The 19651-nt window shown below is 50.6% G+C and carries 18 protein-coding genes; 13 read left to right on the plus strand and 5 right to left on the minus strand.

Translation table 11 applies throughout. The annotated features are described in order from the left end of the window. Positions 1-283: 283 nt before the first annotated feature. The 10 genes from BLW97_RS14810 (at position 284) to BLW97_RS14860 (ending at position 10597) form a co-directional block, all read left to right on the plus strand. Positions 284-571 carry a TraR/DksA C4-type zinc finger protein gene (locus tag BLW97_RS14810; RefSeq protein WP_075323756.1) on the plus strand — a complete coding sequence of 96 codons (288 nt, stop codon included), beginning with the start codon at positions 284-286 and terminating at the stop codon, positions 569-571. A 235-nt stretch (positions 572-806) separates the two neighbouring features. Beyond that, positions 807-1469, plus strand: a complete 663-nt coding sequence (locus BLW97_RS14820; protein ID WP_075323758.1) for a hypothetical protein — start codon at positions 807-809, stop codon at positions 1467-1469. Then, positions 1466-1918 carry a metal-dependent hydrolase gene (locus BLW97_RS14825; RefSeq protein ID WP_075323759.1) on the plus strand — a complete coding sequence of 151 codons (453 nt, stop codon included), beginning with the start codon at positions 1466-1468 and terminating at the stop codon, positions 1916-1918. The genes BLW97_RS14820 and BLW97_RS14825 overlap by 4 nt, the downstream gene beginning before the upstream one ends. A gap of 14 nt (positions 1919-1932) precedes the next feature. Continuing rightward, a complete protein-coding gene (locus BLW97_RS14830; RefSeq protein ID WP_075323760.1) occupies positions 1933-2385 on the plus strand; it encodes a hypothetical protein in 453 nt (150 codons plus the stop codon). Beyond that, positions 2378-2848 (plus strand): LysM peptidoglycan-binding domain-containing protein, encoded by a 471-nt coding sequence (locus BLW97_RS14835; RefSeq protein WP_075323761.1) that lies wholly within the window; start codon positions 2378-2380, stop codon positions 2846-2848. Before BLW97_RS14830 ends, BLW97_RS14835 begins: the two co-directional genes overlap by 8 nt. A gap of 101 nt (positions 2849-2949) precedes the next feature. After that, positions 2950-3600: a transglycosylase SLT domain-containing protein gene (locus BLW97_RS14840; RefSeq protein ID WP_242947842.1), complete on the plus strand. Its 651-nt coding sequence runs from the start codon at positions 2950-2952 to the stop codon at positions 3598-3600. A 509-nt stretch (positions 3601-4109) separates the two neighbouring features. Then, entirely contained in the window at positions 4110-8363 is a 4254-nt protein-coding gene (locus BLW97_RS14845; protein ID WP_075323763.1) for an AAA domain-containing protein, read from the plus strand. Further along, complete coding sequence (locus BLW97_RS14850) at positions 8356-8826, plus strand: hypothetical protein (RefSeq protein WP_075323764.1); 471 nt, start codon at positions 8356-8358, stop codon at positions 8824-8826. The genes BLW97_RS14845 and BLW97_RS14850 overlap by 8 nt, the downstream gene beginning before the upstream one ends. Further along, positions 8823-9593 carry a hypothetical protein gene (locus BLW97_RS14855; protein WP_075323765.1) on the plus strand — a complete coding sequence of 257 codons (771 nt, stop codon included), beginning with the start codon at positions 8823-8825 and terminating at the stop codon, positions 9591-9593. Before BLW97_RS14850 ends, BLW97_RS14855 begins: the two co-directional genes overlap by 4 nt. Beyond that, on the plus strand, positions 9590-10597 hold the full coding sequence (locus BLW97_RS14860) for a hypothetical protein (protein ID WP_075323766.1): 1008 nt from the start codon (positions 9590-9592) through the stop codon (positions 10595-10597). Before BLW97_RS14855 ends, BLW97_RS14860 begins: the two co-directional genes overlap by 4 nt. 18 nt (positions 10598-10615) lie before the next feature. On the opposite strand, the gene BLW97_RS14865 is transcribed toward BLW97_RS14860, so the two are convergent. Next, the gene (locus BLW97_RS14865) at positions 10616-11146 is read right to left on the minus strand and encodes a hypothetical protein (protein WP_075323767.1); all 531 of its coding nucleotides are present in this window, start codon (positions 11144-11146) and stop codon (positions 10616-10618) included. A gap of 77 nt (positions 11147-11223) precedes the next feature. Here BLW97_RS14865 and BLW97_RS14870 point away from each other — a divergent pair, with 77 nt between their 5' ends. Both BLW97_RS14870 and BLW97_RS14875 read left to right on the plus strand, forming a co-directional pair. Further along, the gene (locus BLW97_RS14870; protein ID WP_075323768.1) at positions 11224-12408 is read left to right on the plus strand and encodes a hypothetical protein; all 1185 of its coding nucleotides are present in this window, start codon (positions 11224-11226) and stop codon (positions 12406-12408) included. Positions 12409-12505: 97 nt separating this feature from the next. Further along, positions 12506-13156, plus strand: a complete 651-nt coding sequence (locus BLW97_RS14875; protein WP_077218478.1) for a YajG family lipoprotein — start codon at positions 12506-12508, stop codon at positions 13154-13156. 6 nt (positions 13157-13162) lie between these two features. Here the strand turns inward: BLW97_RS14875 and BLW97_RS19160 are convergent, their stop codons facing one another. The 4 genes from BLW97_RS19160 to BLW97_RS14890 form a co-directional block, all read right to left on the minus strand. Beyond that, positions 13163-14704, minus strand: coding sequence for a hypothetical protein (locus BLW97_RS19160; RefSeq protein ID WP_075323770.1), 1542 nt, complete (start codon positions 14702-14704; stop codon positions 13163-13165). Between the two features lie 12 nt (positions 14705-14716). Next, positions 14717-16111, minus strand: a complete 1395-nt coding sequence (locus tag BLW97_RS14885) for a transposase (RefSeq protein ID WP_031574104.1) — start codon at positions 16109-16111, stop codon at positions 14717-14719. 101 nt (positions 16112-16212) lie between these two features. Then, positions 16213-16857, minus strand: coding sequence for a hypothetical protein (locus BLW97_RS19165; protein WP_143214929.1), 645 nt, complete (start codon positions 16855-16857; stop codon positions 16213-16215). Further along, the gene (locus tag BLW97_RS14890) at positions 16850-18784 is read right to left on the minus strand and encodes a hypothetical protein (RefSeq protein WP_075323771.1); all 1935 of its coding nucleotides are present in this window, start codon (positions 18782-18784) and stop codon (positions 16850-16852) included. The genes BLW97_RS19165 and BLW97_RS14890 overlap by 8 nt, the downstream gene beginning before the upstream one ends. Positions 18785-18980: 196 nt before the next feature. On the opposite strand from BLW97_RS14890, the gene BLW97_RS14895 reads away from it, so the two are divergent. Further along, the gene (locus BLW97_RS14895; protein ID WP_051690584.1) at positions 18981-19610 is read left to right on the plus strand and encodes a thioredoxin fold domain-containing protein; all 630 of its coding nucleotides are present in this window, start codon (positions 18981-18983) and stop codon (positions 19608-19610) included. Positions 19611-19651 lie beyond the last annotated feature (41 nt).

Consider the following 19651-nt stretch of genomic DNA (forward strand, 5'->3'; position numbering starts at 1 on the left):
CACAAACAAGCCAAACTTGCGGGCACTCGAAATGTTCCAAAGAGCCAGGCGCTAACAGAGCGTAAAGCGCGGGCATTCAGGGTAAAGCCAGACATCGGCCATATTGCGTCGCAGATTCCCAGGCTGCAATTTTCATCAAAGATGAAGGGTGGTAAGAGGCTATAGCGTACTCAGGCCGTGCGCTTTCTGTCAACCGCAGGTGCATTAGTGGCGAATTTAGCCATTTTTAGTGTTATTATTGGTATCATCTTTAAGAAGATAGTCCTTTATATAGGTGATCAACATGGAAGAGATAGACCTCAGCGAAAACCTGACCGACCCGGCCGATATAGCCGCCCGAAACGAGATGGCGCACCGCATCAGCCTCATCAAACAGAAACAGGCAGATCTGACGCCATACGAAGAACCGGACGAAGACGATCAGGGCAATAGATTTTGCCTCGAATGTGCCGACAAAATTCCGGAAGAACGCTTGCTGGCACTCCCTAGGGCCGTGCGCTGCGTCCCCTGCGCTGAACGGTTGGAAGCCATGCAAAGGAGCTTCCGCAGAGGCGGGGGATTACATGCCTAACCAAAGAAACTCTGCGAACGACCTATTTTTTGCAGCGATATACCAAAAAAAGCTGCAAGATATGGGGGTTTTCATGCAAAAACACCAGTCGCTCAAAAGCCTGAAATCGGCTACAGAAGATCTACTGGAAAGCGCAATAGATGAAAAGAGCGACCAGCATGCAGAGCCCATGCATTAACTATCCACAAAAATTGTGGATAACCCCCGTAAAAGGTAAAATTCAGGACGCAAAACAATGAGAAGAGAAAAGATTAAAAAAGTAGCACTCATCGCCGTGCTGACCGCCCTACCCCTGCAAGCCTTGGCGGCAACCACAGGAAACGACCCATCCGGGGCAAATGTCTCGGACCTTTTCAGCCTGAAAGTTCGCTGCGCGGAAAAGATGGAGGCCAATGGCGAAAACGTACACCAGGCCGGCCAGATTTGCGGTTGCTTTTTCAATCAATTACAAAAAAATAAAAACGAAATGCTTTACCTGCAAAACTGGCGTAAAGACCATCCCAAAACCCCCATAAATGGAAAGTTCGGGAATTTGGTGGACACCCAGGCCCAAGCCTGCATTTCCGCCGAACAGTCCATACAAAAAGACAGTAAAAAAATACAGAAAATCAATAAAGAAAACGCTATCACACAACAATTTAACACGATGCTGACTATGGAAATCAGCAAGATGCTGACCCGCACATTAGCCGAGGGCGCAAGACTGAAAACGCCCTGCTCGGCGCGGGTAACCTTTGCCACCAGTGGCGTCGTAACGAAAACAGGGGTGTCCCATGAAGATGAGGCCTGCCCGCAGTGGGTTTATATGCGATTGGATAACGCTTACGTCCCCATAAACCCCCTCTGGCAGAAAGTCGTCAAGTCGCCCCTCACTGTAACTGTGGAGATCTCACAATGAATCAGACAGGACACCACATTACCGCTGCAGCAATGGCCGCCGCAGGCGCCGCTGTTGCCCTCCCCAGCGCCAATATTTTGCAACTTTCCGTCGGCATCATTGCGGTATTGGCGGGCGCCTCAGCACCGGATTGGCTGGAAGGCCTGGGCCCTATCCGCATTTTGCCGCATCGTACATTTACACACATCCCCTGGGTCTGGGTAGTGCTCATCGTTGTCGGCACGTTGAACATTCACAGCTTATACGGGATAGCCCTGATGGGTTTTTCAGCCGCCGCCCTTTTGCACCTGCTCATGGACGCAATGAGCCCGATGGGGATACCGATATGGACCCCCTTTGAACGACGTAAAAGCCTGCACGCATACCGTGTAGGCGGCATCAGCGAAGCCATCACCATCCTGACAACCTCCGGGTTGTTCACCGGAATTGCCGTGCTGGCGTTCATATAAAAAAAGGAAAAGTCATGACAAAAACAAAAATCATCATCAATCTGGGCGACCCGCCAAGCATCAACGGGATCAACAGCATTCAGCGCAAAATCCGGCTCAAAAAATATGTGGCCACTACATTCCGGATCATATTGGAAATAGGAATGGCCTTATTTACATCAAAAATAGCCTTCAACATGGCCGATGGCGCAAACACCTTATGGAGCGGTTTATTGTGGATCTCCCTTGCCGCTGCTTATTACGCATCGACGCGAGAAAAGTTGATCGGATTCGTAAGAATGTGCGATCAGGACATCAGCATGCTCAATTACGTCAACATCGATCAGAAAATAAAAAGGCAGTGGACACAAAAAAGCATGGAAGCCATCTATTACATGGAAATGGTGCACCGCAAAGGACGTCCACTGACAAGGATTGAAGCAGAAATGCTGGAAAAACTCTGCAAACAAGAGGCGAAAAATGGTTAAAAAAATATCAATTTTCAGTATGATAACGCTGGTGGCTCTGGCAGGCTGCGCGCAAATGCCGCAATCCAGCAATAATCAGGTCAGCAAAAACCATCAGGAACTGAACGCGCTCAGGCAAAAACAAAAACAACTTTCACTGGCTACCTTGGCGGTTTCCATGAACCTTAATCATGTGCAGCACGTTATTTCTCGGCGGATACAAAACAACCAGCCATTGATCGCTGCGCCCCAGAAAGAAAAGGTGATAAAAAGCGTCGTCGTCACCATGGGAAACGGTCAAACCTCGCCTATTGGAAGCTGTAACCCGGAGAGCATCACCGTGAAAGCGGGAGACACCCTTTCGGGCATCGCAACAGCGACCAACACAACGGTAAACGAACTCGAATCCTGGAATGGGCTGCATAGCGGGAACATCGACGCGGGAGAAGTCCTCATCACCAGCCAATGTCCGGGGTCCCACTAATGCTCCTCCAGCAATGCATTCATAGTGCGGCGGCCAGGTACAGCCTTTCACCACAGAAAATTGAACGCCGTATCCATTCAAAAAAATCCGGGATTGGCATCATGGGCATCAATCCGGGGTGGCTCGTGTATTTCAAGGATTTCCATGTCAGCAAAGGCGAGTTGGCCAATAACGCCTGCTTGAACGTGCGGATCGGTGCCTGGGTCATGTCCGAAAAAGACAAGGCGGCAAAATCCGCTACGCCAGCAACAACGGCACTCCAGAAGCATCCGTCCAGTCATAACGCGGTACCAACCAAGCTTCCTGGATTAAACCGTATTCAGCGCTGCGCGATAGAGGCTTCCCGTTATTATGGCGTCCCTGCCCTTTTGACCCTATCGATTATCAAAACGGAAGGCGGGCAACCTGGCACCGTCAGCCCGGATGCAAACGGTTCATATGATATGGGGGTCATGCAAATCAACTCGATATGGTTACCAAAGCTGGCCAGCATGGGCGTCACCCGGCACGAGGTTATTCATGACGGATGCCAGAATGTCATGATCGGGACCTGGATTCTGGCCGGATACGTGCACCGCTATCTCGGCAAAACCGGGTTACAAAAGGCTTGGGAACATCCAGGCCGTTTCTGGCGCTCGGTCGGTGACTACAACTCGCACACACCCACATACAATAATGCGTATCAAACACGGGTAGCCAACAATTATCGGCTGATTTCCGAAAACATTGTGCACAAAAATATTTCTCGATAACGCGAACCGCAATCGGCGGCGCAAACACGGGAGGTTCGCGCAGCAATGAAATCACGGCATACCCAGGATAAAACCCTTGTTCTTCGGTTGTTCCAGGAGCAAAATTTGAAGGTTCGCGAAATACAATGTATTATCTTTGTGATTACGCGGTATTAGAACGCTGGAGTGATAGCAGCCATTGCAGAGGCTTTGTATTTGCAACTGTTTTCCGCGCACGGTGATCGCCAATCATTATTGTGATAGTAGCCATTGCAGAGGCATAGTATTTGCAACGACCCGTTGCGGGCAGTGCGGTAGCCTAATCACGTGGTAGCCGCCATTGTGAGGGCCTAATACTCGCAACTTCTTATAGCACAATCGCAAACATCGTAAGGCATCCATCCATGGCGCGACCCATCTAAGACATGCACCCAAACCAGCCACAACATATTATTCGGTTTGGTCGAAGTCAATCTTTCGCTTTATAATGACCGGATTGCAAGCCATTTCATCCAGAAAGACAGAAATAAATGCCCGTCAAAGTCACAAAAACCATAGAAATAGCCAACAAATTTCTTGAGCAAATCAGGCTGCCCAATGCAGAAATCGTCTCCAGCGATACAGAGTATGCAGACAGCTATGCCATCGTTGCACAATTCATAAGCAACCTTATAAAGAATAAAGAAAAAAATGACTATATTGCCGGCAGGATTGCAGGTGCCCTATCAAAAATTGGTCACGGCACAACGCCGCCATCCGCTGAAAAGGAAACCGCTACGGAATGGATTGCCTGGCTGAAAAGCCTGCCCGAGATCGCTGTCATTCTGGCGGAAAGAGAAAAAATCGCGGCCACCGCCAATCCTCTGCTCAAGTTTTTACTGCGGATTGCCGAGCTGCAGGACATGGAGGGGCTAAGCAAGAGCGAAGGGAAAAGAATTTACCCATTGGAAAGGTTGCGTAGCGGGCCACCAAACCCAATTCCGGGATGCACCGATGCCACCCTCGCCTTCGCGCTTCCGGGCAAAAAGCACGACACCTATGATGTGCTCCTGACGATCACTCTGAGTCAAAAAGAAAACGGGCCGTTCAGTGGCCGCCCAGGCCCCACAGATCACTCCATCATGGCCATCAACGACCAGCGGTTTTTCAATGATGACGGGGAACCGCTCGGAGAATATGAAGCCGAACAACTCACCACCAGCTCCGGCCGCGCTTGGCCAGCGGCAGCACTGGCAGACTGGGACGGCTTTATGGCTGAAATAGATCGCCGTTGCCAGGAAATGTTTGGCGGCGTTTTACATGAATTCCCCCAAATCGTATTTGGGAACAGCACAAAAAACCTCACCGCTTTTATCGTGGACCAGAAAAACATTCGACCCGGATTATGGGTAAATGCCTACAAGAATGTCATCGAAGGGATTATCAGTGCCCCGGCCATCGATGCGGTAATAAACGGACATCCCCAAAACAAAGAACGTAGCAGAGTGCGTATGAGCAACGCGCAGCACAACCACTTTATGGGACACATGGACACGCGGGATTCAACGGATGGGCAAAAACGCGAGGCCTACCCGTTGGACCGTTCACAGCGTCTGGCCGCAGTGACCGCCCTCACTCTGGGCATTGGCAATAAAGAGCGCATCCTCCCCGTCAACGGGCCGCCGGGGACGGGAAAAACCTCTTTCTTACGCGCAGTGCTCGCTTCCTTGTGGGTCAAGTCCGCGCTGAACCAGGATCCACATCCTCCTGTGGTTTACGGCACCGGATTCACCAACAAGTCCGTCAGTAACATGATTGAAGCTTTCAGCACCGTGCAAAATATGGATGGGAGCCAAATCAATGGCCGATGGCTTAAAGGATTGCCGAGCTATGGCTGGTTTCATCCCAGTGACCAGGCATCTAAAGAGCACCAGGATTACATGCAGTTGCGGTATTCGAGTCAAAACCATGACCCGTTACATCCCCAAGGGGCCGCACGGGACTTTGCCGACACACCGCTTGCTGAACAGACGGCTATTTATCAGGAACGCGGCCACCGTGCGCTAAATTTACCCATACTGAGCCCCGTCACGCAGATTGTCGAAACGCTCCACACCCGCATCCAAGAGCATTCGGACAGCCTGCTCAACACCCAAAAACATGCTGAAGAATGGATCAACAGAGAAATACCTTTGGTCTGGTCAGACGCTCACCACAAAGCCGGCATTCCCGCCGCACTGAACAAGAAAAGCCACGCCACAGCAAAAGAAATCGCAAAAATAGACCAAAGCATAAAAAACACCGAACGCGCCCTTGAGCTGGGCGACCTGTACGAACGGACAAGCCGTACATTACACACCCCTTGGCGCAGCAAGATCCCTGAGAAGATTCGACGATGGTGGTGGAAAAGCGGGATCGAGGACCTTTCCAGCGTAGAAGACGCGGCCAGAAAAGCATTTGCTGCCGTTTCCGTGGAATGGGCCGCCGAGCCTTCCCTCTTGCAATACAACCTTCAGAACCTGAACGCCTCCCTGAAAAACCTGGAAGCGCAACGGTCACGGCTCATAGCCCTCAACACAAAGGCCATAGAGCAAATAAAGACCATTCAAAATAGACGCACCCTGCGTCGGCACCTCTGGATGCGGCTCCGACAAGTCCTTTACCCTCAGCGCAACCCGGGCGAACTCGCCTCGATTCGCTATGTCGTCATGCTCAGTGATAAAGACCCTGAAAAAAGAAAACAGGCGACCGATATGCTCATTGCCAGAATGGAGGCCTATTGTGATTTGAAATATCGCATCCCCCTGTTTCATCTGGCCGCCAGATATTGGGAGGGACGCTGGCTGTTGTCCCAAAAAGACACAGAAAGCAAAACCAATGCGGATTACGTCCACGAACGCATGATGCTTGGCGTCATTATTGTGGCCACCACGCATAAGCTGCAGAGCCTGGGGCGGTTATCAACGGCTGACTATCTGATCATGGATGAGGCCGGCCAATGCGCTCCTGAAATTGCTGTGGGCACCCTCTCTTTGACCAACAGAGCCATCATGGTAGGCGATACCAGGCAACTACAACCGATCGACACGCTGACAGGAGCCGACACCGTGCGCCAGACTGCCCGTTTGGTCGGAATCATGCCGGACGATCTCCCTGATGCGCTCAATCCCCATGGCGGATCCGGTATGACGGTTGCGCAACGCGCTTGCGGGCTGGAGGATGGCACCGGAGAAGCGGGTATTACGCTGCTTTTTCATTATCGCTGCCACCCTCAAATCATTGAATATTGTAACCAGCTTCTCTATGCCGGCATGATTATCCCAGTTCGGAAAAACATCCCAAACCGCTCCGGGATACCGCCCATGTCCTGGGTCGATGTTGACGATGAGAAAGTCCTGACAAGCGACGACGAGCTGTCCTCATGGGGTTCCTCTAAAAACAAAGGACCGATGAAGGTTGGATCTTCCTGGAAAAATCCGTCTGAAATCGACGCTATCATCCATTGGGTCAAAGACAGCCACAAAGAACTCACAGAGGTTTATGGGAAGCCTCTGGATGAGGTGCTGGCGATCATCACGCCGCTAGCCGGCCAGGCAGAAAGCATCGAAAAAGCGGTAAAAACCCAACTGTCCGGGGTCATCGACGAGCCTACTCTGAAAAAGATGATTGTCGGTACCGTACACCGGCTACAGGGTGCAGAACGACCCATCGTAGTTTTCAGCCTGGTCCAGCACAACAGCCTCAGTCCAAACCTCTTTGCAGATCGTGATAGCGGATTCTTGATGAACGTCGCGGTATCCCGCGCGAAGGACAGCTTTATCATTTTCGCGCAAAGAAGCACATTGGCGCCAACCATCACCGATCAGTCGCACAAGCGTCCAGAACAGGTAGACACGCCCATAGGCAAGCTCGGGCGTTATTTAGGCGAAGAAGGTACGCGCCTGTATCCGCGCAGTCTGGTGGTGATTGAGGCACCCGGGAAAGCCCATGCCATACAACGTGCGCTCGGCGTAAAAGCGGCAGTCATTGCGACAAAAGGGAACCTCAAGGAATCCACCCCGGCAGCCTTCGGTGGATTGCTCTGGAATGAAATGCAAACCACATACATCCCTTTCGCCGAAGCCATGCAGCTGCATCAAGGGCTACTGGATGATCTGGTCATTGCCACAGACGATGATATAGCGGGCGAGTTAATCGGCCTGCATGTCGCAGAGACTGCAGCAGAAATATTGGGCAGTACCGTACCGGTTCGCCGGATGCGCTTTCACGATCTCACACCCCGCCACTTACAAGCCGCCTACCAGACCGCAGGCCGGAACTTTGATGTGAATATGCTGGCAGCGGCTTTGGTGCGGGAACTGGCGCGTCACCAGGATGAAGAAAAATTCAAAGAGCACTATTCCAATAAGCCCTATGTCAGCGCCCAACAACGGGATGCGTTGCTGACACTCGCCGAAATGAACGACCAAATAGAAAAAGGTCAGCAGATCTTCTTGCGGATGGAGCACGAAGATGGCAGCGTGTCCCAGGGATTTGTCGTCCCAGACACCAGTACAATGGCAGGACCCGTCACATTCACCAAAACCGACGCGGATAAAATAGCCGTGGCGCTGGCACCTGCTTTCGCACAAAACACGCCCCTACGACCGAGCGCGTTCAGGCAGGTGGAACAAACACCCAGACTGTATCCGCCCAGCACAACAGCCCGTATTTTGGCGCTCGCCGCCGACGAACTACACCTCACCCCATGGGAAACACAAGAACACCTGAATGCACTGTATCAGGAAGGCGCTAACCATGAATGAGCCTGATGATTTCAATCTTTGCAGCCTCGCCATGGAGTGCCAGCCAGCCGCGAGAGAGGCCGCGCAGCGGTTACAGAAGAAAGTATCCATAGAAGCCGAAGAACGGCTCAACGCGGGCTTTGTCGTTCCGGGGAGCGCGGTATGGGTAAGCCTGGCAAAGATTTTTGAGCAAACAGAGGAGATGCCCGGCAGCGGCAGTGCTCTCCGGATTGAAATTACCGATACGCAACGATTGGACCTGATCTGCCATTTCGCCAGTGCCATTCTGAATCTGGAAGAACAGATCCACATTACCTGGTCATCACACTGGTGTCAGTTCCGGGAGAATAGCCAAGCAGCCAAAACCATAGATCAGGCCATCGAGATACTGCACAGATACAACAAAGGCGGGCAGGAATCCTTGCTGGAGAAAATGAAAACTGATGTGCAAAGCATCTACGAGCAGGAGATATACGATCGATGAGCGGCGGGACAACCTACTCCAGAAGCGACGGTACCGATCTTTTGGAAGATACATGGGGTGCCATAAAGGATAGGGTGGATGCGGGCGAGATACTGGATCCCGCACACCGGAGCCAGTACGAGGCCGCGAGCAAAGAAAATCAACAGCGATATAACCGGTTAATAGCCAATGAAGAGATACCAAATGACATAGGTTGTGCGCGAGCGCCCTTCTCTCCCGCCCCAGCTGACTACCCGGGTGCCGTAGATCAAAGCCTTGGGCATCAGGAACCCGTCGTGCTGAATAACACCAACAGGCAATCAGTGGCTGATAGATTGGGCATCAGCACAACACAACTTGAAAGAGAACTGGCTAATTTTTCCGGTGAGGTAACCCTGTTTGAACTACCGGAGGGGACTACCATCTACAGAACCATCGGCCTCGTGGTCAACGAAAAATCAATGGAAAAAGGCGAAATCACCAACAAACTGCTCGGCCAATACTTTGAAGTAAGCAGCCCGGATAAATACGAAAGCATCATCGAGTTTTACCAAAAAACGGCTGTTAAAATAGAATGGAACGGTGATCAATACCATGTGGCATATACCATCAAAAAGCCCGTATATGCACTCGTTGGAACAGCCGGGATGCAACACATCGGCGACGGACGAGTGCTCCCAGGCGGAGCTGGGCAATACTACATTCAAGGCGTCACTGAAGAACACATCTACGAGGAAGTTTCGCGGAAAAATATGATCAAAACGCAATTTGGAAAGGGACGCTCATGAGTTCTCACCCCATGATTCAACCCGTAGACTGGAGCCAGCCTCCGGAGCAACTACGCAACGCCATGCCGGAGGATCGCCGGCAAATCTATCAAATCATCTGGAACTGCGCTCTGGCCGCAACCCTGGTAGCGCCGAGGCTTCGGCATGAGAGAGTCATTTACGCCCATGACGGAATTAAAATAGCCGTGCATGCGGTAATTCCTGCTCTGAATAAACGGGGATACTGGCGATTCAGGAAAGACATCCCAGCACTCCCATTCCCTGCCAGTAAGACATCGATTCCACGGGGAAAAACCTACATCAAGGAAGTATCCGTACTGTCCGTCAGCGGAATCACGATGGGGGCACTGATCACGGAGATCACCCGTAGAGGTATCAGCACTCCGGCATCTATCGCAAGACTTATGAGAAGCCTGATTGAAGGGGGATCATTTTCTGGCAACATATTATGGGATCAGTCCAAATTTTATCTGGCAATATCGTCGCCCGGAGCAGAAAGCCTGAAGGAATGGGGGAAGCGAGGCTTGTTAGGCAAGGCCCAGTCCACCACTCAACTCGTAAAGGCGATAGAGCATGGGGATAAGGGATATTACGAAGCCTGCGCGGAGATTTTCGAGAACGACAGAGAAAAAGAACTTCATGCTGCCGCATACATAGATAAAGTCTGCACCAAATGGAAAGGACTGGGCCGCGAAGAAGGGCTGAACGCCTTATCCCTGGAGGAGCAGGGATTGCCTATGCACGAGGGATTGCCGGCCTGGATAGATCCGGAAAAGCTACTACCGGGAAAACACCCGTTACGCGACCTGAAAAGAAGAATTGAGCAAGAAATGATAAGCGCACATCCGGCATGGAGAGCGTATGAAGACCAGAAAAAGGCGTCTTTCAGGTTAGAATGGTTGCAGAAGCATGCTGAGGAATATCAAGGGATACTCCCCGCAATGACGGATGGGCAATGGCGTATGAGTGCTCTGCGGTATTGGCTGACAGGGGCGAAAAGTTAATATAAAAACAAGAGGAAACTACCCTTTTCCATCAATACACACATCAAAAACCTGGCGGGCATCTTTCGGAGAAACCGAATACGTGTTCTCAATGTATCGCACCGCATTTGAGGCGCTATTGATAGGTAATCGCCGCAAAATGTTTCCACCAAACATCACGGGCGAACCAGATTGCAGGCGCATTTTCCCGTTGTCGCCGCTATAAGTAACGGAGGTATTGCCGGGAATCATGGGGCCATTGGAGAGCGAGACCGTACCAGATGCGGTTTCAGTGTCCAGCCTTTCAGCAACCGGTTTACCATTCTGCGCCGCGAAAACATGGCAACCATGCTTCTTGCCGACGAAAAGCATGTTATTCGGCTGCACATCCTGTATCTGGTAAAGCGGCATGATATTGCTATTCATCTTCGTCTGAACAAGCTCCCAGGCACCAAGCGCAGTGTTTTGGCCGCTGGTCTTGAACGGATAGGAAGCGTGATCGACACCGCTGCATCCGGCAAGCAATGTTGGAAAGATCAGCAATAAGGCGTACTTGTGAATTTTCTGCATGACATTTATTCCTCGTAAGATGGTATAATTCTGTATCAATTTCGCTAAAACGGCAAATCAAACAGAGGTTTTTACCTATGCAAAACATCAAAACGATGCCCGGCACCTCAACCATTCCAGCAGACCCGCCGAAAAACACGCTGGGATTACGCTTCACCGCAGAGCACTTCCCGGCTTCGGCCAGCTTCGCCATTTTTATGGAGACTGCCGCTTTTGGAACAAGCTCCATTAAGGATAATCCGGATTGGGGCGATCAGGTCACGGAAAAGCTGAACGGACCCCAGGAGCCTCATGCAGAGTTCGCCAGAAAGGTCAAAGAAGCCGCCAATAAATCATTCAACACCCCGCTGGGTCGCACCCTGGGCCTGCGCGCCTACAATATGTTCGGCGATCTTCTAACCGGCAATCCCAAAACCCTTTCCGCCATCCAGTCGGACCGACGTTACCTGGTTGTGGTTTCTGCGCCCCGGCATGGTGGCTCATACCTCACCAAAGAGCTTTACCGGGCGGTTGGCGTGGAATCCAAAGAAGTGCCGAACTATATCGCCCATGACGGCTATCCGGACGCTGCCCCGCACTGGTTTCGGGTGACCGATGGACAATCCGTGCCGGCAACCCGAAACACCATCCAGCAGACTGCCGAATGGCTGATTATGTCAGACTGGTATTTTCGTAACCTGAAGCCGACCGACGGACTAAAAACCATCGTAAAAAAAGGCACAAAAATGATCTACATGGCCGACTTTTTCCGGGAGACGTTCGGGACCCTGACAGAATGGGTCATTGCCGTGCGCCATCCGGTCGCATCGTGCATATCCACTTATGAAAAGTCTGGCGGCCTACCCGAAGACGGATTGTTTCCGGCCAAGCCACGGAGCGTCATTGAGCGTTGGGTCATGGACGCATGGAGCCGTGATGCGATACCACCGAGCCAAGTAGCCAAAAAGCCTTATTTCACGGCGTACCTGCATTACTGGTTACGCTATCATCAAATCATGATGGTCGGGGGCATGCTGCGCGGTAATCGACGGGCAACCATACTGGGTTACCATCCAGACACCATGGAATCCTTTATCGCCCAGCAGATAGAGCGATTCGCCGTAGCAGAAAACCCAAAACCGGAAACCTTTTTTGCATCCCAGAAAGCCCAAGAAAGGCACCCGGACTGGATGCACGAGGCCCGGCCCGTGATAGAAAGCATCAGCACCTTATGGGAATCGTTCGGAGTGAAGCTTCCAGACGAAATTTACGATGCGTTCTGATTGGGCCTTGCTCAACGGCTTGGTAAAAATCGAAAATGTCAAAAACACTCAAAAACCCATGATATAATGAGCCATCAACGCAAGAAAAGAGGGAAAAATGATGAACAATAAGCTGTTAAAAACTGCTGCAAAAGTGGCTTTTCTGGGGGCGGCTTTCGGGCTGGCGGGTTGCGCTTCAGCCTATATCCCGGACACCGTACACAATCACTACAAAGCACCGGCCAGCTTGACCAAGGTGCCAGGCGCCGAGAATGTGACAGTAACGGTTGCTGTTCAAAACCACAAGAAACGCCACAATGAAGTAAGCCGTACCGAGGACATGATTGGCATCCAGTTTGCCGGCGTGTATTTGCACATCGACAAAGCATTCAAAACTGCCATGGATACCGCCCTTGAAAAACGGGGCTTCAATATTGGAGGTTCAGGAACGAACGTGCAGATTATCGTCCAGCATTTCTACTTGCCGGAAGAAATGGGTTTCGCAGACATCACGCATAAAGGGCACCTGATTATGCAGGTAAGCATTCCCTCCGTGAATTATCAGCAGAACGTAGACATAAACAGTTTTAAGAAAAATATCGGGCCAAATCACCAACTGCTTACATTGGGTGCAGGCAGAACGGCCTCTGTCAACGCACTCATGGCTGATGGCATTAACCAAGTCGTCAACAACCCTGAATTCATCGCCGCCCTGCTCAAAGCTGGACACGCCGGTGCGGTCGTGCCCAGGCTTTCAGCAGCCGAATGATTCCACTCACTGCGGGGCGGATTGGGTCGCGACATTCGCGCTCGGTCCTACCCCGAACTCTGCCTCACCAGAAGCATTCTTCTGCGCCTGCCCCGCCATTTGCTGTAAATCCTCACCCTTCTGCGCGTCAGCACTGTGGATCCGTGTACCCTGATAACCTTGCCCGAAACCCGCCTGTTGCTGGTTGGGATTTACTTCCGTCTCTTCAGCGGCTTTAGGTTCATAATCCCATTGTCCGGTACTTTGCGTCGGATTGGTATCGACATTAATGTAACCCTCACCATACCCGTCGTAATTTTGCGCCGAGTTATAGGCTGCACTCATATTCACGACAGGCGCGGAAACACACGCACCGTTATGTTTCCCGCAATTTCCGCCGACCAAGTGTTCTTGCATGGACGCGACGCCTAGAGATCCCTTTGTGGCCACGTCATAGACCATACCCGTAATAAAACCAGCTGCTGCGGCTTCCAAAGCGGCGGTAGTGCTTACTGCGGCACCATACAACAACGCCCCCGCCCCATAAGTCACCACGGTAATCACCGCCAGGATCAAATCCATCACCCATCCCATAAACCCCGTATGTTTAGTGGAATGGAAAAAAGATTCAAAAGCCCCAACAGGCAGCGTGGCGCCCTGCCCTTGCGGGATATACGCATAACCACCGTTCACTTCGAGCTGTCCATAATAGTCATCGCCGAATTGCGCTGTGGAACTGGTCAATCCGCCAATGGTGTGCCCATTGGTATCCGCACTTTCCATGGCAATAGCGCCGCTTTCCGTGCTCGAAGCCGTTTCAGGAACCGGCAATAAATAGCCGTAATCCGTACCCGGGGCGCTCCCTTGCGGAACCACTGCCGTCCACACGGGATTAGTCATCACCGTTTCTTTGTGGGTCGTCGTCGATTGAATAATATCGCTGCTGCTGCTCGTGCTCATGTGCGCGTTATTGTTGTCCGACGCGATCCAGCCTATATCTGAATTCACATGCTGCATGACCAGGCCGACGGCGGCATTAAAGGCGGATTGCGTGATGCTGATAAACGCGCCAGGATCCGGCGATTTACCATTCCCGTTCTGGTTCGGAATAAACTGCCAGAATGGATTGGTATTCTCAAAATCCTTGGTGAATTCCGCACCCATTTTCGGGGAAAACTGGGCAAGTTCAATAATGCCAGCGCCGCCCGGCTGCTTAATCATGCGGGTCACGAAAATGGTGCCGCTGGTTGTGCCGGGATCGTAAGTGGCAAATACAACCGGCGTGTTCCAGGGCATATTGAAGGTCTGGCCAGCCCCTGTCAGCGCCTTGACCTGGCTGGCCGAGAGGCGAATCGCGGCAACCGCCGCACCCATGTTGCTACCCACAAAAATATGCCCATCCTGCAGATTCTTGAAAATCTCACTGGTACTATCAGAGGGCGTAAAGGTTTTTTGTTCGGACCAGTTCATGCCCAGGGTCGCGGCATAGACCTGATCGGCAGGGAAAGCCACACCGATAGCAGCCAGGACCGCTATGGATAAGGTTTTTTGTACTTTTTTACTGAACATGAAGGCCTGCTCCTATAAACTTGTACGAATCTGTACAGAGGATTTATCCGCACACGGTTGATAGGCAGACATCACCTGCAACTCGTGCCTGTTGACGCTCAGTTGCGCCGGAGAACGGGCTAGAAGAATACGTCGGACTTCCTGATAGGGAGTGAACCGAGTGATCTCAGTATCTTCGTACCTTGCCAGCACATTCAACGCAGCATTGTGGTCAGCCTGGAGAACTTCCCCGTTTACACGGTAAAACTTATCGCCAACACGCTTGCCTTCCAGTAAACCCGTCACCGAGTCCATTTGCGAAGTATAAGCTGATGCCACCAGACAATGTTTCGCCTGTCGCTGCGTACATACGGAGTCCAGAGCCTCAGCGAGTACGCCTTTTGCCCATGCACTCATACGTCTGTTGTACTGCTTCCATGCTTGTTTCTTAACCATGGGAGCCGTTAAATCTTCTGAAACCACTACCGCTGCCTTATCCACAATCGTGTGTGCGGATTGGTAAGCGATTGTGCGTAGCCGCTGATGGGTGCGATCCTGACGACGTTCGATTTTGATGCGCCCGAGATTGCAGAGTTTGATATGGTTCGCTTTAGTAATACGCCCGGATTCCCGATATTTTTTCTCCAGCGCATACAGTTTGTTCCGCGCTTTGCCCGTCGTCGAAGCTTTGTCGCGATATTCGGTCAGCACTGCGCCAAAAGTTTTACCGTGCAATACGCCTTCAGAATCCATGAAGACTTCCGTATATCCTTTGTCGATACCGATCATTTTCTCACCACACGGGCGACCATCGCCTTTTGTCGTGGCGTAATGGATTTCCGAAAAACCGTCCTTGACGATGATGCGCAGATTGCTGCCGGACAGCTTGACGTTGTTGCCGCCGGAGGTAGTGGTCAGGCGAATCGCCTGACCGTATTTCACCGCAATATGAATCACGATGGTCAGGTATCCGTTCACGATCTCGATTGCGTATTTGTCAGAGCGCACAATGAACTGATTGGCGACCTGCGATTTGCCATGCCGGAAGTGTTTGCGCATCTGGCAATGCAGGAAGTTATCCGTCAGCCATTGGTCCTTGCGAAGCAGGATGTATAGCCGCTTGCGCTCCGCCTCATCGGTTGTACGGGCAGCAATGGCTTTCCGCACCTTCTGCATGGCGGCAGCCTTGTAGAGCAGTACATCATTCACTATGTCCTTGGTGGTTTCATTGCGAATGGTGCCATCCACCGGAAGATCGGCATAGAAACGCGCTGCTGAGATTTCCTTGCGAACATCATTGGCGGATTTGCCGACCGTGCCCAAAGCGCCATACCGCCGCCAGATATCGGCCCGCACAAAGCCCATGCTCTTGCAGATGCCTTGCAGGGCTTCTGGGACATCAGCTTGCAGTATGCGGGTAACGGTCATACAGGAAAACTCCGTATCTGGGTGAACAATCCTTGCTTACCTTGGGTAATTTCGGTCAGCTTTGCATAGGAATTAGGCATCAGTTAATTCCTCCGGACAGATTATCCATGATGAAGTTGCGGCAATTTTTTAACGAGACAGCTTTTGGAGCGGAATTGGTAATGGCTGTAAATATGTATATCACTAGATAACAATGGGAAATTCATTTTTATAGAGATTGTTTTGTTAAAACTACGCCTACCAACACGAAAGAGCTTTACGCTACGAACGACATGATGAACCCTGTACGGTTTACCAACAATTCCGTAACGATCAGTGACGAAAGAATATTCGTGTGATGTATTAGCGAGAACAGTTACAAGAGAAGCAGAAAAATCTGAAGCGTCAAAAAATTGGTGATCACTTATCCTTAACCCGGAAATTTTCGGGGACCCTCCGCCGAGACAAAACAAGCCACGCGTTGTGTGGCAGCCGGCAACCGTACAAAATTTACGATTAACATGGTAAAGGCCGCGATCAGTATAAAAATTCGGCGCAAAAAATTCTAGTGGTGAATTTTTTTTGTGAATCTCAACATCATAGTGCTGCATCTCTTTTGGTAACGAGAGAAAAAGCATTTTTGACATGCCAGAAACAGTATCACCAATAGAAAATGTAGGTAATAAAAAACAGAATAAAGATATGGCGATAGTTAAAAACCATCTAAACCTTAATTCTTTATTAATACTGAATAGAAGGTTAGTCATCAGGAACACCAGGGAAATAAGGATAGTAACTATAATTACCATATCCACCATCATAATAATCAGGAGATCCAAGGGGTTGGTAAGTTTGCCCCATATAATCACATTGACCGCCACCAGCTGGGCACCAATACGCATTATATGGTGGATACTCATAAGAAGGGAGACCAGCTCCCGCATCCTCAAGAACAGAGCAGCCAGATGAAGCTTTACCTAAAGATGCGTAACCAGACTCCCAAAAATACGGTCCTGTATCATATTCGTCACTAATGGCTGTGCACCGCAAAAAAAACTGGCGGAATATTGATTGGCCATCGAACTGAGGAAAAATTGGATTATTCTCGTATTCGACAATATCATATCCACCGTTCCCCATGGGAACCTGCTTCCCATTTATTGAAACTTCTGGAGCATATATATCGCCGTACCCGCCCCCACTACCATATCTAGGCTCATTAGCAATACTAAAAGTATAATTACGCATGGTACTCATAGCATCATGAATTGTATAAACATATGGAATATAAGCAGTAATATTATCCGCCCAATATAACCCTTCACCATATGGTCCAGCATCATTATTACTTACACAAATATCACCAATGTTAGGAATATAGGAACCAGCGTCTGTATTATTCGTCAGTGGTGCCACATACACATAATCACTGGTCGGAAGAGGCTCACCAGACTCCCAATCAATGATCTGCCCTTTGTCTGGGGCGATAGGAAAGACAATATCGTTTTGTTCCTGGGACCAGGTTGCACCAGAAGCCAGGTTAGCACTGACATTAAAGTTTTCGCTGATCGTTGCCCCGTTTTCATGGACCAGACCATCAGAGGTCAACGCCAGACCATTCGTGGTTACCTCCTGAAGCGGAGTGTATTCGCCGTTAGACTGCACGGTATAAACAACACTGTTAAATTTCAAAAGATAGCCATATTGGCCACTATTACTCAGTGTTTTCTGATGACCACACCCCCCAGCAAACGTCCGGGAGTTGATAGAAAGTGCCATGATGGGCTGTCCCGCAGATGTACGTTGGACGTTGACTTGCTGACCATAGCGAATGATTCCCAAATTCGCATTGTACTGTTTCATGAGCGGGACGATCTGATTTTTGACCCAACTGCTGACACCCGCGTTGTAATTTACCACCTGCTTGGAGCCATTCATCGTCACTGGTGCATCGTATGCGCCATTGTCGTTGACCAGGTGCCAGATACTACCGCCCACAGATACGGCAGACGCAGACATGGTGCTTCCATTAAAGGAGGCCTTGAGCAATTCCCACTGCGTATCACCGGCATCGGGCAACACCCAGCCGGAAGGTAGATAATAAGCATCCTGCTTTTGCTGATAGATCGCATACAGCATATAAATCGTGTTGTTATTGACGTTGGTGCCCAGATATTCGTAGTGCCCATCTGGATACACTACCAGAGTGCCAAAGACCTCTGACTTGGTAGGGGTACCGCCAGAAGGACTCGCGATTTTCACATCCTGCACAAAAGTAAAAATCCCCATGGCAACACCCGTATCCGAGGACTTCATCTGGGTAGCCATAGCCTTGGAAATAGAGCCCAAATAATTAGACAGATAGGAAGCAACCGCATTCTGGGCATCTGTGGTACTACTGAAGGTAACATCCAGAGAACTACTATAAGGCACAAGATTGAACAGTGATGGTTGCGCAACGGGCGCACCGCCCATATCCTGATTTGCACCGCCGTTATAACTGGAAATAGGGCCAATCGTCGCCGTTGCCTGTGTCTGCCCCCCGGCAGCGGTTTCCGTCGCCACCAACGCTTCGGAGTTGTTTTGCTGGATGATTGCCCCATGCGCCGAGACGCAAGCCATACCAAGAGATACCGCCAAAGCACTCAAAAAAGAAACCCGGAAGCCACCAGTTTTCAGGGGGTAGACGCGCATAAGACACCTTTTGGCAAAAACACCATAGATAAGTTATGGTATTTTAGGCTTAAATGCCGTTTTCATGCAACGCATTACGGTCTTTTATTTTATATTTGTGTCGATTAGCAGTACAATTACCGCCTATTTTCGGTCTTTTTTATCAAAAAATGGTAAAATGGCAGGGTCGTCAGAAGGACTTTTGAAGGATTGATACATGCTTGAAACACACACCAAACACAGGGAACGATTCCTACTTTCTCGCCAATGGTTTCGCCCTTTTACAAGCCAGACTGTGGCGGCGAGCGTGGCCTTATCCTTGCTCATCCTGGCCTCAGGACTTGCTCATGCAACGCCCATATCCTCTCAAGCCCTGTGGACGAGCCTGGATCATTCGCTACACATCACTACTGGTCCGGCCAACTACAAGCGGGTGATTTACGTTTTTTTCGATCCGAATTGCATCTATTGCCACGCCTTCTGGAAGGTCGCCAACCCGGTTGAAAACAGCATCCATCTGGACATTCGCTGGGTTCCCGTCGCATTCCTGAAAGCAGACAGCATGGCGAAAGATGCGGCCATCCTGATGTCCCAGAATTCAGCACAAGCTTTTGAATACAACGAAGAGCATTTTAACGATACCGCAGAATCCGGCGGCATACCCGGTCGGGCCACCGCGCCGAACGCATTGATACATGCCGTTCTGGCCAACAATGAAATGCTGGAAACTGTTTTGAAAAATAAAGGAACACCAACCATCGTTTACAAATTAGGCGGGCACGTAGAAATCCAAAGAGGTTTGCCTGATAGCCAGAACGCCATCTACAAAATATTAACCGGGCGCTAGCCTTTATTCACCCAGGTAGCCAACTAAAAAAGGAGTATGAG

It is taken from the genome of Acidithiobacillus albertensis, from assembly GCF_001931655.1.
Lineage (GTDB): Bacteria > Pseudomonadota > Gammaproteobacteria > Acidithiobacillales > Acidithiobacillaceae > Acidithiobacillus > Acidithiobacillus thiooxidans.

What these genes read in the sequence shown, in the direction of transcription:
- BLW97_RS14810 (WP_075323756.1), top strand. Translation starts at nt 284, where the DNA reads ATGGAAGAGATAGACCTCAGCGAAAACCTGACCGACCCGGCCGATATA.
- BLW97_RS14820 (WP_075323758.1), top strand. Translation starts at nt 807, where the DNA reads ATGAGAAGAGAAAAGATTAAAAAAGTAGCACTCATCGCCGTGCTGACC.
- BLW97_RS14825 (WP_075323759.1), top strand. Translation starts at nt 1,466, where the DNA reads ATGAATCAGACAGGACACCACATTACCGCTGCAGCAATGGCCGCCGCA.
- BLW97_RS14830 (WP_075323760.1), top strand. Translation starts at nt 1,933, where the DNA reads ATGACAAAAACAAAAATCATCATCAATCTGGGCGACCCGCCAAGCATC.
- BLW97_RS14835 (WP_075323761.1), top strand. Translation starts at nt 2,378, where the DNA reads ATGGTTAAAAAAATATCAATTTTCAGTATGATAACGCTGGTGGCTCTG.
- BLW97_RS14840 (WP_242947842.1), top strand. Translation starts at nt 2,950, where the DNA reads ATGGGCATCAATCCGGGGTGGCTCGTGTATTTCAAGGATTTCCATGTC.
- BLW97_RS14845 (WP_075323763.1), top strand. Translation starts at nt 4,110, where the DNA reads ATGCCCGTCAAAGTCACAAAAACCATAGAAATAGCCAACAAATTTCTT.
- BLW97_RS14850 (WP_075323764.1), top strand. Translation starts at nt 8,356, where the DNA reads ATGAATGAGCCTGATGATTTCAATCTTTGCAGCCTCGCCATGGAGTGC.
- BLW97_RS14855 (WP_075323765.1), top strand. Translation starts at nt 8,823, where the DNA reads ATGAGCGGCGGGACAACCTACTCCAGAAGCGACGGTACCGATCTTTTG.
- BLW97_RS14860 (WP_075323766.1), top strand. Translation starts at nt 9,590, where the DNA reads ATGAGTTCTCACCCCATGATTCAACCCGTAGACTGGAGCCAGCCTCCG.
- BLW97_RS14865 (WP_075323767.1), bottom strand. Translation starts at nt 11,146, where the DNA reads ATGCAGAAAATTCACAAGTACGCCTTATTGCTGATCTTTCCAACATTG.
- BLW97_RS14870 (WP_075323768.1), top strand. Translation starts at nt 11,224, where the DNA reads ATGCAAAACATCAAAACGATGCCCGGCACCTCAACCATTCCAGCAGAC.
- BLW97_RS14875 (WP_077218478.1), top strand. Translation starts at nt 12,506, where the DNA reads ATGATGAACAATAAGCTGTTAAAAACTGCTGCAAAAGTGGCTTTTCTG.
- BLW97_RS19160 (WP_075323770.1), bottom strand. Translation starts at nt 14,704, where the DNA reads ATGTTCAGTAAAAAAGTACAAAAAACCTTATCCATAGCGGTCCTGGCT.
- BLW97_RS14885 (WP_031574104.1), bottom strand. Translation starts at nt 16,111, where the DNA reads ATGACCGTTACCCGCATACTGCAAGCTGATGTCCCAGAAGCCCTGCAA.
- BLW97_RS19165 (WP_143214929.1), bottom strand. Translation starts at nt 16,857, where the DNA reads ATGACTAACCTTCTATTCAGTATTAATAAAGAATTAAGGTTTAGATGG.
- BLW97_RS14890 (WP_075323771.1), bottom strand. Translation starts at nt 18,784, where the DNA reads ATGCGCGTCTACCCCCTGAAAACTGGTGGCTTCCGGGTTTCTTTTTTG.
- BLW97_RS14895 (WP_051690584.1), top strand. Translation starts at nt 18,981, where the DNA reads ATGCTTGAAACACACACCAAACACAGGGAACGATTCCTACTTTCTCGC.